This is a genomic window from Streptococcus sp. HSISS3, from assembly GCF_000448605.1.
In the GTDB taxonomy this organism is placed as follows: Bacteria; Bacillota; Bacilli; order Lactobacillales; family Streptococcaceae; genus Streptococcus; species Streptococcus raffinosi.
In genome coordinates, this window is the sequence record NZ_CM002130.1 from 340177 (window position 1) to 355429 (window position 15253).

A 15253-nucleotide genomic window follows, 5' to 3' on the forward strand; every position below is an offset into this window, starting at 1 on the left:
CTTAGCTTTTCAGAGATTTAACTTTTTCTAGGAGGCCCTTATATTTCGTACGCGAAATGGGACATTCATTATTATTTTCAAACATTACCATTTTATCTTCTTTATTGATCCTAACGATATTTTCAGGATTAACGATAAATGAACGATGGCATCGAAATAGGCGGTCATCAGCTCGTTCAACTTCTGAAATACTGGCGTAGAACTCCATGCGTTCTTCTTTAGTATGCAAAATAACTTTATGTATTGTTGGAGATGTTTCAAAAAATAAAATATTGTTAAAAGGAACTTGAACTTGAGCCGTAGCTGTTTCAAAAGTAAATGAATCTTGGGCAATAGTGGCACCCATTTTATCCATGGTATATTCAATTGCTAAAAGAACACGTTCATAAAACTCTTCATCATCCAAAGCTTTATCAATAAAATCTAGTGCAGCAACTCTATATTTAAAAGTGACTGGCATAAATTCTGAATGTGTTGTTACAAAAACAATTGTTGCATTAGGGTCTTTTTTCCGAATTTCTTTTGCAATGTCTAGCCCCTTTTTTTCTTCTCCTTTAATTTCAATATCTAAAAAGAAAAGTTGATGAGAACCTCTTTCGGTAATCGCATCAAGTAGCTGGCTAGGTTTTCCAAAAATCTCAGGTCCTTTACATTTTAGAGATTTTTTGAAATAACATCCTTAATAACAGTCTCTATTCGTGTTTGTTGTAAAAATTCGTCTTCTAAAATAAAAATATTTAACAATTAGTGTACTCCTCATTCGCTAAAATATTTAGTAACTGTATCTTCCTTATCCTAAAACAAAAGACATTGAGATCTTTTCCAAAATTAAAAATTATATGACTTGTTGTTTTAGATAAGAATGATATTATTTAGGGGTAATTAATGCATTTCTATGGCATCTAAATAAAAATCCATATTTCTTCTCCAAGTTAATATTGTATAAGTAGTGATTGGAGTAATAAAACCGATAAGTCGTAAATAGTCTAGAAACAATCATCATCGCTATATTTTTATCGTAGATGACAATAAATGAACCGTTTACGATATTCGACTAATTAAACGATATAACCAAGCTATAATAGGAATAGAAATTGGAGGAGAAGCATGCTAAATATTGTAAAGCACTTTTGGTTGTTGATTACTGTAAAAAGGTATATAAAAAAATATAAGTTGAAAGTTAAAATTAGTAATCAATTTAATTCATTAAGAATTACTACAGCAACCAATTGTCTATATTTTATCACACTTACACATGGATGTAACTATGGGAAAAAAGTCAAAAAAATTAGGCGGTGTAACGTTAGTGCACAAATTATTTTATTGATACCAAACATTGATTATAAAAGAATATTCAATGAACATCTCGAACTCTTAGGTGTTATTGATATAAAAAAGTCATTAGCAGGATTTACTAATGTCATTAGTGGATATCTAGATTACTTTTTTAATATCGAAAAGGTGCACTAACCTACCTGTACATTAATCAGTGTTGGAGTTTTATTGTCTTTTGAAAACCTCAGGGCTGCACTAGTAGTTCTTAAAAGTTTTTAGTGATGTATCCCAAAGTCCCTCTAAAGTATTATATTAGATTGGGTTTACCACCCAAGCGAAGTATTATTCCAAAGGGAAAAAGTAGTTTATAATCAGTTATCTTTACATTTGTTGCTCTCTAGCCTTGCATTGATATCAAAAATCTATATAATAATAATTAAAACAGAGCCAGAAGAAAGGGTGAGAATTATGTTTATGATCTTGGTTCTATTACTAACATTAGCGAGTTTCTTATATGTTACCATTGGTATCGCCAAGAAAATCTTTTCAATTTTCGCCTTAATTACACCAATTGTAGTGTTGTGTGTCGGGCTTCTTATCGCAATGAATTAACAAAAGTCAAGGGGGGTCACTATCTTACAGGTAGTGACCTTTTTTGTTATGCTTTTAATGTCAAAAAAGACATTAAAGGAGACATTCTATATAAAAAGTCAAGAGGAAATTCTAAAAAATAAAAAACACCACTGCGATAAACTTGAATGCAAGTTACTCAATCGTCTGGAGGATGGACTTATTATTTTACACCTTTTAGTCTAAAAGCTTAATTTTAGACACGCAAAAAATCTTGCCCTGGAGCAAGTTTTAAAAATCATTCTTGATTTCTGTATTTTTATCTTAGTTTAGCCTCATCAAAGGTTTGATTGGTTTTGAGGAGATGATAAATGACACGAATAAGCTTCTTGGCAACAAGTGTCACAGCTACATTATAGTGTTTTCCTTGACTGATTTTTAGCTTTAAATAGGCTTTAAAATGAGGTGAGTAAATCGAGATGAGCTTGGCAGCTTGTATTAGGGCATACCTTAGATAAGAGGAACCTCGTTTTACCATATGACCGGTATTATCCATCTGTCCTGATTGGTAAATGGCAGGGTCTAAACCTGAAAAGGCTTGAAGCTGATTTGGATTTCTGAAATTATGAATAGTCTTCATTTCAGCTAGAATAATTGCACCAAGGCGACTTCCAATTCCAGGAATAGAAGTAATAGGAGAGTTCAACTCAATCATCAAGAGGTTAATTTCTTCTTGGACTTGGTTAATTTGCTTATCGTAGTGTTTAATGCTTTCAATTAATTGCACTAATTCTAAGGATAACACGGTAGAAGTATTACCAATAGTTTGTTTGGCTATCTCTTGTATCTGATGAGCTTTATCAGCGGTTAGCCGTTTGATTTTAAGTAACGATGAGACTCTAGCACGAGCTATCTTTTGAGCAGAAGGGTACTTAGTCAATAACTCATAGACAAAATGACTATGAAGATTACTAACGTAGCTATTAATCTCAGGAAAGATAATGTCAAGTAATCGGATATATAAGTTCTTGCATTTAGAGCGGGACTGAATTAAGCGATTTTGATAGCGTGTGAGTTCTTTTAATTCATCCATTACTTTATCTGTCTGATAATAATCAGGAGTGACGTCAGAGCGTAGCTTACGAGCGATTAATAAAGTGTATTTCGTATCTGTCTTAGTTTTTCTAAGGGATTGTGATTTGGCAAATTGCTTAATAATAAAAGGGTTGTAAGCAAACACGTTGTAGCCTATCTCTCTTAAGAAAGCGACAATATTGTAATTATAGTGCCCTGTACTTTCAAGTGCAATCTGGACATCTTGTGTGATAGGAGATAGCTGTTCTAGCTTTATTTTCAGCTGATGAAAACCTTGATAAGAATTGGCAAATCTAAAGTTAGTGATTACTGTTTCTCCAGTTTCATCCATACAAGCTAAATCGTGTTTGGTTTTGGCGATATCAATACCAACATAGAACATAAGTTTCTGATTCCTTTCCAAGTGATTAGCAGCTGTTGTTCGTTCCACGCACTCTTTGCCTTGTATTCTTACACGAAATAAAACGTCCAAGCGTTATCATTCTCATTACCAATAAAACAAAGAGCTGTGGTTAGAGTCTCCTTTAAATCGTCAAAGCGATTAAAACATGGTACTAATCCACAGCGCTGAACGAAGTATAAAACAAATCTAAAAAATAATTAAAGAAAGGGTTTATACTAGCGGGAGCTACCCACTAATATAAATATAAGAAAAACTTGTAATACAAGTTAACCAGAACCGAGGTTCTGGTTTTTTATGTTTTTACAAGAGAATCAAAATTTATGCTAAAATAAGGTTTATAGCGATTAGTCGCTATAAAGATAAGCTTTACATCCGAAAGGAGACATAGATATGGCTAAAAAAGAAATCGGACATCATTTTTTGGCTAGGTTAGGAAAAACACGCTTGCGCCCAGGAGGCGTAAAAGCTACTAATTGGTTGGTTGAACAGGGAAATTTTTCCAAAGACAGTAAGGTTTTAGAGGTCGCCTGCAATATGTGTACCACATCAATTGAATTGGCACAAACTTATGGTTGTCAAATTATTGGTGTTGATATGGATAGTAAGGCGCTGGAAAAAGCGCGTGTTAACATTGCTAATGCAGGACTTGAGAATCATATCCACGTTCAGCAAGGAAATGCACTAAAGCTCCCATTCCCTGATAATTCATTTGATATTGTCATTAATGAGGCGATGTTAACCATGCTTCGCGGAGAAGCCAAAGCAAAAGCGATTAAGGAATATCTACGAGTTTTGAAACCAGGCGGACGCCTTTTAACACATGATGTTTCCTATGTTTCTGATAAAGCAGAAGCAAAATTACATCAGTTAAGCCAAACGATTAATGCTAATGTTGAACCTTTACATGTTAATCATTGGCAAGAACTTTTTCAGGCAATCGGCTTTTCAAGTGTTGAAGCAACCTATGGAAACATGACTTTGATGTCATTGTCAGGGATGATTCGTGATGAAGGATTCTTAAAAACTTGTCAGATTCTATACCGAGGCTTACAAAAAGAAAATCGTTCCCAATTTACGAAAATGTATAGTTTTTTCAATAAAATTGGCAAGGATTTACGTTACATTGCAGTCGTTAGCACTAAATAAAGGAGACATTCTATATAAAAAGTCAAGAGGAAATTCTAATCGCAATGAATTAACAAAAGTCAAGGGGGGGTCACTATCTTACAGGTAGTGACCTTTTTTGTTATGCTTTTAATGTAAAAAAAGACATTAAAGGAGAAAAATATGAAAGCACTTAAACTTATAAGAGAGGACGGTTATGAAAACGTCCATTATGCTAGTTTAGGGGAGCAAAAATTTAAAACATTGGTTGTTGCAGATAGGAAAGATGAACAAGAACAATGGTTTGAGCAACCAGAAATCGAATGTGTTCCAGAAGAAGTTTCAGATATCATTCGAAACTATACACTCCCATATATTGATCTCGGAAATACTGAAGATGAGTATTTGTTAGAACAAGCAACTAATAAGGTTGTATCAGTTGTGGTAGAGAATGTACTTGAAACACAGCCGTTTATTCCGAGAAATAGAAATGGTCGCCCTATCGGTGAAGGTGTCGCATTCTGCGATATGTTAGTAGGGCGTGTTCAGAATGGAGAACTTGCTGGAACAACAGTTTATATTAAACAAACAGAATCAGGCTTCCGCCAACCAAAAGACTTCTTTAAAATGGTTGGGCGTATTTTCCCTTGCAAATTAACTGAAATTCATATCCAAACTATCGACAATTATAAATTAACTATTAATAACCCATCAAACTATGTTGTTGAAGGTAGTATTGAGTTAGCTGAGTGGTTAACTAATTATCAACTTCTTCAGCAAATTGAAAAGAGTAAAGATAACTCTTCACGTAATCGAGATAGAAAAAACATCTTGGAACGTACTCATGAAGGTATTGTATCTGCCGTGATTAACAATGGTAGTAATGCAGGTATCATGGTTATGACCAAAAAATTACAAACGGTATTCATTCCAAAACATAGGGTAAGTTATGAGTGTGATTCTTCATTTGTTAACCTAGACGAAGTAGTGTCAGTCTTTGATAGGGTGGAATTTAAAATTACTGGGGCCAATACCCAAAAACCAAGTCCAAATCAAAGAGAACGTCACATTATCCATGACTATATTCGTATCGAGGGAGATATGAAAGTTCTCGAAGAAGCACCTCAAGATGCTTTGATTGAGATGATTGATAATAAGAAAGTCATAGGACGATTGTTTAAAGTGCGATTTATCAGTTTTGATCCACAGAGTCTACATACCGTAGAGTTGGTTGACTTTCCAGGTATAAAAATTAAAATGAAGGACTCAGGTTCTTTAAATCGAGTTCCTTTTAAGCAAGGAGATGAAATTTCAGTTGTTATTCAAGATGCTCATTATCGCTGGGTAGACGCAAATAGCAGGGGGCGTCGAGTGGCTAAAAAAACTGAAGAAGTGAGCAGTAATTCACAGAATACGGAAGAGAAAAAATGTCTGTTTCGTATCAAATCACGTTTCAATAGTTTCTATCCAAATCGTGTGAACAGTAAAATCTTATCAACATTTTTTACTAGTTGAGTCGCATATAGTTCCCTCTGAAATGGGAACTTTTTGTTTACGTTCGGAACAGAAAAATTTAACAAGGAGGGGCAATGAACCATCATAATATCAATGCTATTGTCTATTATCTGATAGTCTTTTTTCGGTATGTCTTACCTATTACCTTGGTCTTCATCGGTATCGGTAGGTGGAGTTATGCTAAATCTATCAATAATCCAGAGAAACAAATTATGGGAGTAAATTTTGCCTTAAAATCAATTTTATTCTTATATATCGTTACATTTATCCCTATTTTCATCATCTATGGACTCGCAATGATATCAAAGGGAGGCACACATAGTGGTGACTTCTCTATGATTAGCTTCGTAGAAGTCTTTACCCTAATAGAAATTCTTGCAGTTGGAATATTGCCTGCATATGGTTTCATACAAGGATACATATATCACTATCAATGGTTAATTACAGAAGGTAAGAAAACAACAAGCTTACCTCGACGAAATCTATTCATTAGACTTGGAGTAATAAGTCCGATTGCTATTGTTGTATTTATGGAAGTCTTGAAAAGAATGTTTGCTTACTAGAGAGGTGCTTTATGCGGAAGATCTTGAAATTATTTTTTAATCGTTATTATACAAATGGTAAGCGAACGATAGATATCTTACTGTTTTGTTGGCGAAAATATATTGATTGGGTATATCATATATCTTTTGGATTATTTGCTTTCAATATTATTATGTTTATCTTTAGATGGCGTTTACCTAATTGGGTATTTATATCTTTATTTATATTTTTGTTCGTTAATATGGCTTTAGTTTTATACATTGGTGTATGGCACAGTAATGTTACAAGTCGTCAAATTTTCGTGTTATTTGAAAAATATGATACCTTGAAACGAGCAGAACGAAAGAAGATTATTGGTAAGTATGCTATAAGAGCAGCACTAGCAGCAGTACTTATATCTTCTGGATTATATGTACTAACAATCAATAATTTTATCTTATCCCTTATTAATCGTATGTATGATGTGGCAGATAATTATCTCAAATATATGCCCTGGTCAATACCAAATGGAAGTCAGACAGGTATTGTTTTAAGTTATCATACCCTCAAACCTTTAATAGGAGCGGACTGGTTCAACAGTTTATTATTGTTGACTCCGATTGGAGCAATTGGTCTTATTTTTTATAATAGTTATGCGACTGGAATTGCTGAAAAAACCTACGAGAAACTTGTAGAGCAATGGCTTGGTGGACGTTATTTCCAAGACAGTGTATTAAGTAATATCGTTCATAATCAAGATGAAAAAGGTCAAGCGAATTTGGTTATGGGGCTTAACTCTAAAACTGGAGAGCAAGTGATTTTACATGCTAATGAGAGGACTTATCATACCATTATCTTTGGTTTGATTGGTACTGGTAAATCGGCAACGATTCTGATTCCAGCAATGCTACAGGATATGGAAAATATGAAATATTATCTACTATCCTATCGTAAGTATTTGATGAAAGTAGATGAAGAACTGGAAGAAGAATTCTTTAGCACAGAGTTTGAACGGAAGAAAAAAAGACGTGAATTGTTGGAACAGTGGTATAACAATGGTTATGCTGCAGAGCTTACAAATGGTATTTATATGACCGAACCATCGGGTTCAATGTATGGCACAATTGTTAAGTATGCTCATAAGATGGGCTTCCCCGACGAAATGATTTGGACTCTAGATCCTACTAACCCAGGAACTGGTGCAATTAATATTTTAGATGGAGATACTACTCAGGTAAAAGGGGCGGTTCGAGACCTATTTAAACGATTTAGTGATCCAACAGGGACTGGTTCTTCTTTCTTCCTTAACCAAGAAGGACAACTTACTGATAATATCATTACTGTCATTAAAGAGGTAGCGTTGATCCCAGATGCACCAATCAACTATATGTTAAAAGGTAAGTCTCCAACACTAACTGAATTCTCAAATATGTTACGTTCTAGCGATTGGATTGAAGCCTATATTGCTGTTTTTGAACAATTACTCAATCGAAAGAAAAGGCTTTTTGAAGAAACGTTGAAAAAGCATGAAGCGTTCTTAGAGCATGAAAAAGAAAAGTGGTTAGAGGAATCAGAGTACAATCGTGAACACGAACAACTCTTTGATACTATCCTTAGACCAGAGAATGTTCATGAAGCTATTAACGCATTTAATGATGAAAGGAATAAACTTGAAAACCTCCAAAGCTCTTATGATTATTTCATCAATGCTCATCAATTAAATTCGTACACAGAGGAATATTATTATACCTTTGATGCTAATGTATCTGGTCTAAAAGCAGTCATTGATGACCTATCATCTTCACCAGAAATCCGTCGTGTATTTTTCTCTCAAAGCACCAAGGATTTGGATATAGTTTTAAAAACGGGTGGGATGATTTTGGTCAATTCTGCTAAAGGTGTTCTTGGTAAAGAAAAGTCTCGAATGGTAGCACAGATGGTAACATTGGTTATGCAAAATGCTGCTCAAAGACGTCTCCCAGATAAGTCTCCATTCTTTGCTTTTTATGAAGATGAAAAGAATGGTTATTTGATGCCAGGTAATGATAGTAATTTCCTAGATGAGTCTCGTAAGTTCCATGTTCCAGTTATGCATGCTTATCAACATGACGAACAAATTAGGGATTCTATTGGCGAATCTGGAGCCGATGCAATCAAGATGTCTTATCGTAATGCCTTTACCTTCCAACAAACCTCAACAAAGGTTGTAGAGTTCATTAATCTACGATCAGGAGGAAAACATTATGCTCTTAAAGAAACCAAACGTGCAGCAAACGATGATCTCTTAGCAGGGAATCAAGGTAACTCAAGTGCGACTTCAGAGGAAGTAGTAGAAGAAGATAACTTCACTGCTAGAGATGCAAATAACCTAGAGAAGTTCCAAGTTGGTGGTGTTATCGTCAGTGATGATGAAGTCTCAAATATGATTTATTTAACAACATCTCCGCATTTTGAAATGGATATTTCAAAGGACTCTTTCGTCTCACATACACCTTTCAATAAGGTTTATGGGCTTGGAGAGGAAGAACCGGAAATTGCAAAAGCATACAAGTTGTGGAGAGCAGAAGTGATAGAATATTATGCTCAAAAAGAGTCTGAAAGCCACCTCTATGAAAGTGATTTTACTGAAGAAGAATGGCAAGCAATCATGGATGTTAAAGTGCCAAATGTTGATAGTAATGTAAATGATACGGTTGGTAAAAAGGATGATTCCCCATCAGGTAAAAGAACAATCTTAGTCAACGAAAGTATGACAGAACATAGAGAAAACACTTCAATTAGAGAAGAGTCGACAGAGGATACTGAGCAAAAAGAGGAGATCGATATCTCTGAAATCCCTCCAGTTGTTGAAGAAAAACAAACTGTAAAAAGCAAAAATGATATCGTTGAGTTGAAGGATAAAGAAATCTCTCAAAGAGTGATCCTAGCTCCATCCTCTACACCTGAAACAGTTGATACTCAAAATATTCAAGCACCTAATCAAGAGTTTGAATTAGCTCAAGAGCTATCTCGTGTAGCACGTGAGAAAGCAACTAAAACTTTAAAAAGTAATGTAGAACAAATGGCTATTGATGAAGAAGAAGGTTTTTAGATAACGTAAAAAGCAACGATTTCCGTTGCTTTTGTTCTAATTTTTAGAGTCATTATACGTTTCTTTGTTAGTTTTCTCAGCATACTTTCTTTCTTTTTCTTCTGCTTTTCTTTGCTTAATTTCTTTCTTTACTTCTTTAACCTTATTTTGTGTTTCAACAACCAACTCATCAATAGATAAATCTGGATTTTCTAGTTTTTTCAATTCAAAATAGATTTGCCCTAGTTTATCTGTTTGTGATTTTAGATAGGCTTTAAGTTGCTCTGTAGCTTCTCTCTTTTGTTGTTCTAAAGCTTCAAGTTCCTTAATAAAATCTGATTCAGTTTTTTGTTTTTTCCTACCATAATTTGCTCCTTAATTATTAATTATATCTAATAGTATAGAGTGAAAACATTAAAAGTCAACCCATGTCACTCCCTTGAAAATAATCTATTCTTGGGTATACTGAACACTATAGCGACCTATTATAAATGAATCCTAGTTGTAGTTTATAAGTACTTAAAACCTAATAAAACCGGTTGTTGCGAGTGTTATGTAATACCCAGATTTTATGAATGAAAGTATACAGAGAACAATAGTCTAAGAGTTTCCTGTATTTATGGGGTTGAAAGGTAACATTAGAAACACGTAAATTATAAATGAGTAAATAGCGAGCATTGTATAGCTAGAATCAACTTTATTTTATAGGGTTATCGTTATAGCAACATACTACGATTATATGAATGAGAGGAGATGAAAGTATCAATCAGCATTTTACGGGTATAAGAGAATACTTGTGTAAGGCAATAGTAAAGGCATAACACGACTTTAAAAGTAATAGCTGCACTCTTCGAAAAAAGACTAGACTATATACCCTATTGATTGACTATTTTAGAACTACAAAATGCAAGATATAAAAAATAGAGATTTTACCTCGTTTATTTCAAATAAAAAAATAAAATTCATTACACCCAGAGAAATAAAATAGCTACTTATTTTGTTTCAAAAAATCAAAAGATCTCACTGTCGTTTTCAGAAGAGGAGCTCATTATCTTTTACCACTTACTAAGGTTTGGTTATTTTGATAAGGAAATCGTTGACCTCATTTATACCGCAGTAACACGAAAATCCAAAACTCCTAATTCATGGTTTTATCGTCTTGTTGGAAAGGTTAATCATCCTATTTCAGCATGTTCGGATGCTAGAAGCGGTAAGAGAAAAATATATTATCTGAACAAAGGTTTTAGTACCTGGTTGCTTACTATGATTAAGGGGATTGATAAAATTCGGTTGCTGACGACAACGACAGAATATGATAGGTCAGTATATAGCATTGTCAGTAATAATCTTTTAGGAGGGAAACCTCAAACCGTAAATATTCATGATCTAGAGACCAGACGATTAGTTGCTAAAATCTTAAACAAGCTTTTCTTAAAAAAACAAGACAAGTCTGTTTACGACCTTAACATACAAGTCGTATTTCCTATTAGTCGGGTTAATCTTTTAATGGTTCCTGATGCTGTTGTATTTGTGAACGATAACCCTTTTTTTATTGAGTATGACCGAGCAACAGAACGTCAAACAATTCTACTTTCTAAAATATTTGGTTACGCAGAAGAACCAGCATTTGAAAATTCTAGTTTATTTTTCGTTTTCGAGAATAGCCGTAAAGATAATACGCAAGTATCTAAACGTTTAATGAACTTTTTGGAATATGTAAATGAGGTCGAGGTTGAAGGTGTAACTGGACATGACATGTTAAAGCGTAAAAGTATTTCTTTGTTCAGTCAAACAACAACAAATGCTTCTGACGTTATTGTCGAAATCATTCAAGAAAAGCTGTTTTCAAATCATAAAGATTGGTGTGATTGCGAGGCTTATGATTTTTCTGAACTACATAAAATAGATTATCTTGTAAAGGAGATATCAGAACCTTTAGATGATGATAAATTCCAGTTATCAGCTGTTGTTGAAACTGACTCCTGGGAATTGAAAGAGTACCCTATGATACCTATGGCATATATCAAAAATGACTTGATTCCACACTTAACTAGTCTCTATGAAGAATTCTCAATAGAGTATGAACATATGATCATTGTATTTTCAAAAGAAGTTCTACCAGAAAAAATCAAACTCCCTTTTGATGATTATTTCATTATTGTTTATAGATAGAGTAAAGGAGTTTGTGAATGGATTATTTGGAATACTTAGGAAGAAGACTTGTATGGTTAGTTGTTTCGCTTGTAGTTGTAATCGTAGTAAAAAGACCACGACTTTTGAAAGGATTGGCCCTAGTAAGTGATGAAGTTATCGGTAAAATCAACTACTTTATTTTCTTAACGATTGCTTGGCTAGTTCTTGTTACATATTTTATTTTGTACTTGTTTACGGTAGTTACTTTTTTCCTATCATGGCATTCGCTAACACTGAATAATGTGCTGGAAATGATTTTACAAACCGTATTAATCATCCCAACACTCTATACGTTATTTGTTCCACACAACGAGGTTATCAAGAAGGTTGATGCCTTCTTATCAGCAAAAAAAGATTAAATCACGCGCAGCAACTGCAACATGTCATCATTCTCTTGGCTATAAAAAAAGATTGAAAGGTAACGATAATTAATGAAAATAAAAATTGAATCTGCTTGGCAGTCCCTCTGTGATGCATTCCCAAAATTAAAGGATAATCCACTTTACAAGGGTTGGTATATTAGCTATGCGGTCCTTGTGATATTATCTATTTTGATGGTAGTTGTAGTGAACCATAAGGTGGTCTATGCATTTCCATTTGATTGGTTTGGTTTGCTTTTTGGAATTATCTTACCTTGGGTTCTTACGACCTTTTATATCGTATATCAAGGTGTGGACCATGCTCATCAGTTTACATCGACTAAAGTTGTTCTTGGGTTATTTATGTTACCAGTAATTCTGATAGGTTTTACTTCTAATTTTAAGAATGAATATAGTTATAGCAATCGTATGGTTACTTCAGTTTTTGACCAAGAACTCACACAACAAAGTTTCCACGCAACGAGGATTACATCAAACCAACTTGATTACTTTAAGAAAGATAATGTCATTTTTCCTTATAAGAAGAATACAGCTTCAGAGATATATGTGTTCTTTAGACCTGATTGCCCTTACTGTCAAAAATCAATTCCAGTACTCAACAAGAGCTTAACTAAAAAAGAACGAAACAAGATTATCTATGTCAATGTTCTTGATGAAAGTGGTAAGAATTTAGCTGAAGCTATGGGGGTAGAAAAAGCAGCAACAGTAGTTATTTATCATAAGGATAAGAATTCTGGTGGATGGTCCAAACGGATTGAACGAATGGCAAGTGGGAAGCATGCTGCACCTCGTCTTGATGAGGATGCTATTCGTGATATCGTATCAGTCGCAAAGGAGAAAACAAAATAATGTATTTATCAAAAAAAGACATTTCAGAGTGGATTGCCAACCTAAAAGCAGGTGACGAGGTTGCTATTCAGAGAACACGTATGGATGGTATTGTAGTGTCTAGTGAGCGTTGTATTGTTGACAAGTGGTTAGGAAAGAGACTTATAGTTGTAGACGGAAAGCATTTTGTCCCTAGCACTGGTTTGAGACAAAGTAACTCTGTCGTATCAGGTCAAAAGACAATCGTGGAACAACTTTTCCCACTGGATGCTTTACTTTTAGATGAGGAAGAACTTGCCAAAAGAGACACCATTATTCAAAATTTGAAAGAGTCTGCTGAACTTCTAGAGCACGCGCAGAATTATTCTTCATTAGTTGTTTCTAGGGTGCTTCGAAAATTGTCAGTACTGGACGTTGGGGATATTTATGATCTAAATGAACTACGTTCCTCTAGTAACACAGAAGACTTAGAAGATAGTGCTTTATTGGATAGACGGAAACTCTCAGAGAAGAAACGTTGTCTAAAAACCCTTGACCGTATGCTTACGAACTTGAGTCAAGATAATACCTTGGGTGCTTTTAAGTTAATCTCTCTTTTAGGAGAAGTAGCTTCTGAATTTACTGATTTTGAAAATGAGGTAAGTGAATGTTAGCCTATATCATTTTGTTTGTAGTTATGTTTGCTATCAAGTGTGTCACTCTTACTTTTGTGAAGAATAAAGAGTCTACAGTAGTCAGTACTTTTTTGAGTGGCACGAATCTGATCTTCCTTAATACTATTGTCTGGTTCCTGCGATTAACAGCCATGTCCCAGTTTTATCTTTTGGTAGTGGATAATAATCTAACCGTTATTCCTATAATTGTTGGTTTTATTCTACCCAATATCTTGTTCTGGTTTAAGGGTATCAAAGCTTCTTTATCGGATTTGCTTGTACGTTGGTTAAAATCAGTCATTGGCCATAAGTATAAAACATGCCCATTTTGTCATGAATCACATTTATTCTTTCGATACACAGAAGACCTCACAGCTGCTTATTACTATCTCTTGACAGAAGATGATAGTCTTGTGGGCATTGGAGATTTTGAAAATAGTGACCATCCTGCACGTTTCTTTTTAAGTAACGATGAATCACATTTTGATGAGCTGGTTGATACCATGCTACCTTATATGTTGCCTGGAATGGATGAGGTGGTCTATGTAGGTGGGCGACAACAGCGATTGGCTAGAGAATTGTATTGTGTCGATTGCCAGGCACGAGTCAGTGAGGATAGTGGGGTACAATTTGGTGAAGTACTTTTAAGAGAGCATCGGAGGGAGAGAAGGGAGTGGGATTAGTTGCAGATCTTCCTCCTGAAAAACCTGGAGAAATTAAACAGGATTGGAATGATGTATTAAAAGCTAGTAAGTTTGACAACCAAGAGATACAAGAGGAAGAAAAGACATTACCAGCAACAGAAACCAATCAAGGATTACACAATCAAATTGAGGATACAAAAAAAGCTCCTGAACATAGTCAGGAGCAAATAAAAAAAGAGAGGACCAATGTCAGTAAGGGTTCTTTACAGCTCGAAGCTGAAGGTAGCACCGCACCCGTACCAGAAACTGATACCTTTGAACGCTCTGTTACCAGACGTCCTACCGTATCCTCTCGCTATATAAATATTAGCATAAAAAGTGGCTTAAAGTCAAGAAAACACCCAAATACCGGTCTGTTAGTGAAAGTGATTTGAGCAAAATTAATAGGTATGGTAGAGAGGTTCAAGATGCTGCTATTGTTTCGCAACTCTACTATAATGGATTTATTCCTTTTTGTGTTTACACAACTTATTTTACACTACCACAAAATATAAAGATATTTATGTTTTTTATTGATAAAGAATTAAACTTTTAGTATAATAACAGTATTAAAATCACATTTTCCATGTTATCACCTCATTGAGGATTAATGGAAACGCTGTGAAATTTCAACATAGCGTGAAGTGTAGGAAATTCTCCTACGCTTTTTTTGTATGTAAAATTGAGTTGTTTGTTCTGCGTGTCTGAATTAGTAAGTGAGAGCTGCTAAGTTCATCTAGCTATCCCTTAAGGCCCCATTCATACAACAAGTGATGGGTAGAATAGCCTATCACTTTTTTTCAGCACGCGCGTGAGTAGGACATCGTGTAACTTTTAAACACAAAAAACTCTAAGCAGGCAGAGCCTGCTTAGAGTTTTTGTTGCACTATGTTTTACAATTTATCTCTTAAAATAAACTTTGTTCATAATGGTTACCTCCTACACTTTTCAATATAAGTATT

General features: G+C 34.5%; 13 protein-coding genes and 1 pseudogene. 11 read left to right on the forward strand and 3 right to left on the reverse strand.

Going from position 1 to position 15253, the window contains the following annotated elements:
• Position 1: 1 nt before the first annotated feature.
• Positions 2-744, reverse strand: a pseudogene (locus tag HSISS3_RS01720) (response regulator transcription factor).
• A gap of 363 nt (positions 745-1107) precedes the next feature.
• Between HSISS3_RS01720 and HSISS3_RS12070 the strand changes: the two are divergent.
• On the forward strand, positions 1108-1470 hold the full coding sequence (locus HSISS3_RS12070) for a hypothetical protein (RefSeq protein WP_042771714.1): 363 nt from the start codon (positions 1108-1110) through the stop codon (positions 1468-1470).
• 694 nt (positions 1471-2164) lie between these two features.
• On the opposite strand, the gene HSISS3_RS01730 is transcribed toward HSISS3_RS12070, so the two are convergent.
• Positions 2165-3322 carry an IS110 family transposase gene (locus HSISS3_RS01730; RefSeq protein ID WP_042771716.1) on the reverse strand — a complete coding sequence of 386 codons (1158 nt, stop codon included), beginning with the start codon at positions 3320-3322 and terminating at the stop codon, positions 2165-2167.
• A gap of 411 nt (positions 3323-3733) precedes the next feature.
• Between HSISS3_RS01730 and HSISS3_RS01735 the strand changes: the two genes are divergently transcribed.
• The 4 genes from HSISS3_RS01735 to HSISS3_RS01750 all read left to right on the forward strand — a co-directional run bounded on the left by HSISS3_RS01735 (position 3734) and on the right by HSISS3_RS01750 (position 9575).
• A complete protein-coding gene (locus HSISS3_RS01735; RefSeq protein WP_021151494.1) occupies positions 3734-4489 on the forward strand; it encodes a class I SAM-dependent methyltransferase in 756 nt (251 codons plus the stop codon).
• Positions 4490-4630: 141 nt separating this feature from the next.
• Positions 4631-5962 (forward strand): hypothetical protein, encoded by a 1332-nt coding sequence (locus HSISS3_RS01740; RefSeq protein WP_021151495.1) that lies wholly within the window; start codon positions 4631-4633, stop codon positions 5960-5962.
• A gap of 74 nt (positions 5963-6036) precedes the next feature.
• A complete protein-coding gene (locus HSISS3_RS01745) occupies positions 6037-6525 on the forward strand; it encodes a hypothetical protein (protein WP_042771718.1) in 489 nt (162 codons plus the stop codon).
• Between the two features lie 221 nt (positions 6526-6746).
• Positions 6747-9575: a hypothetical protein gene (locus HSISS3_RS01750; RefSeq protein ID WP_240472094.1), complete on the forward strand. Its 2829-nt coding sequence runs from the start codon at positions 6747-6749 to the stop codon at positions 9573-9575.
• 36 nt (positions 9576-9611) lie between these two features.
• On the opposite strand, the gene HSISS3_RS12165 is transcribed toward HSISS3_RS01750, so the two are convergent.
• Positions 9612-9779 carry a hypothetical protein gene (locus HSISS3_RS12165; protein WP_021151497.1) on the reverse strand — a complete coding sequence of 56 codons (168 nt, stop codon included), beginning with the start codon at positions 9777-9779 and terminating at the stop codon, positions 9612-9614.
• Positions 9780-10817: 1038 nt separating this feature from the next.
• Between HSISS3_RS12165 and HSISS3_RS01760 the strand changes: the two genes are divergently transcribed.
• From HSISS3_RS01760 to HSISS3_RS01785, 6 genes are all read left to right on the forward strand, one after another.
• The gene (locus HSISS3_RS01760) at positions 10818-11726 is read left to right on the forward strand and encodes a replication-relaxation family protein (protein WP_021151498.1); all 909 of its coding nucleotides are present in this window, start codon (positions 10818-10820) and stop codon (positions 11724-11726) included.
• Between the two features lie 17 nt (positions 11727-11743).
• On the forward strand, positions 11744-12106 hold the full coding sequence (locus tag HSISS3_RS01765) for a hypothetical protein (protein ID WP_021151499.1): 363 nt from the start codon (positions 11744-11746) through the stop codon (positions 12104-12106).
• A gap of 72 nt (positions 12107-12178) precedes the next feature.
• Positions 12179-12976, forward strand: a complete 798-nt coding sequence (locus HSISS3_RS01770; protein ID WP_021151500.1) for a thioredoxin family protein — start codon at positions 12179-12181, stop codon at positions 12974-12976.
• On the forward strand, positions 12976-13608 hold the full coding sequence (locus tag HSISS3_RS01775; RefSeq protein WP_021151501.1) for a hypothetical protein: 633 nt from the start codon (positions 12976-12978) through the stop codon (positions 13606-13608). The genes HSISS3_RS01770 and HSISS3_RS01775 overlap by 1 nt, the downstream gene beginning before the upstream one ends.
• Positions 13602-14291, forward strand: a complete 690-nt coding sequence (locus HSISS3_RS01780; RefSeq protein ID WP_021151502.1) for a hypothetical protein — start codon at positions 13602-13604, stop codon at positions 14289-14291. Before HSISS3_RS01775 ends, HSISS3_RS01780 begins: the two co-directional genes overlap by 7 nt.
• Positions 14282-14686: a hypothetical protein gene (locus tag HSISS3_RS01785; RefSeq protein ID WP_042771724.1), complete on the forward strand. Its 405-nt coding sequence runs from the start codon at positions 14282-14284 to the stop codon at positions 14684-14686. Before HSISS3_RS01780 ends, HSISS3_RS01785 begins: the two co-directional genes overlap by 10 nt.
• Positions 14687-15253: the final 567 nt, after the last annotated feature.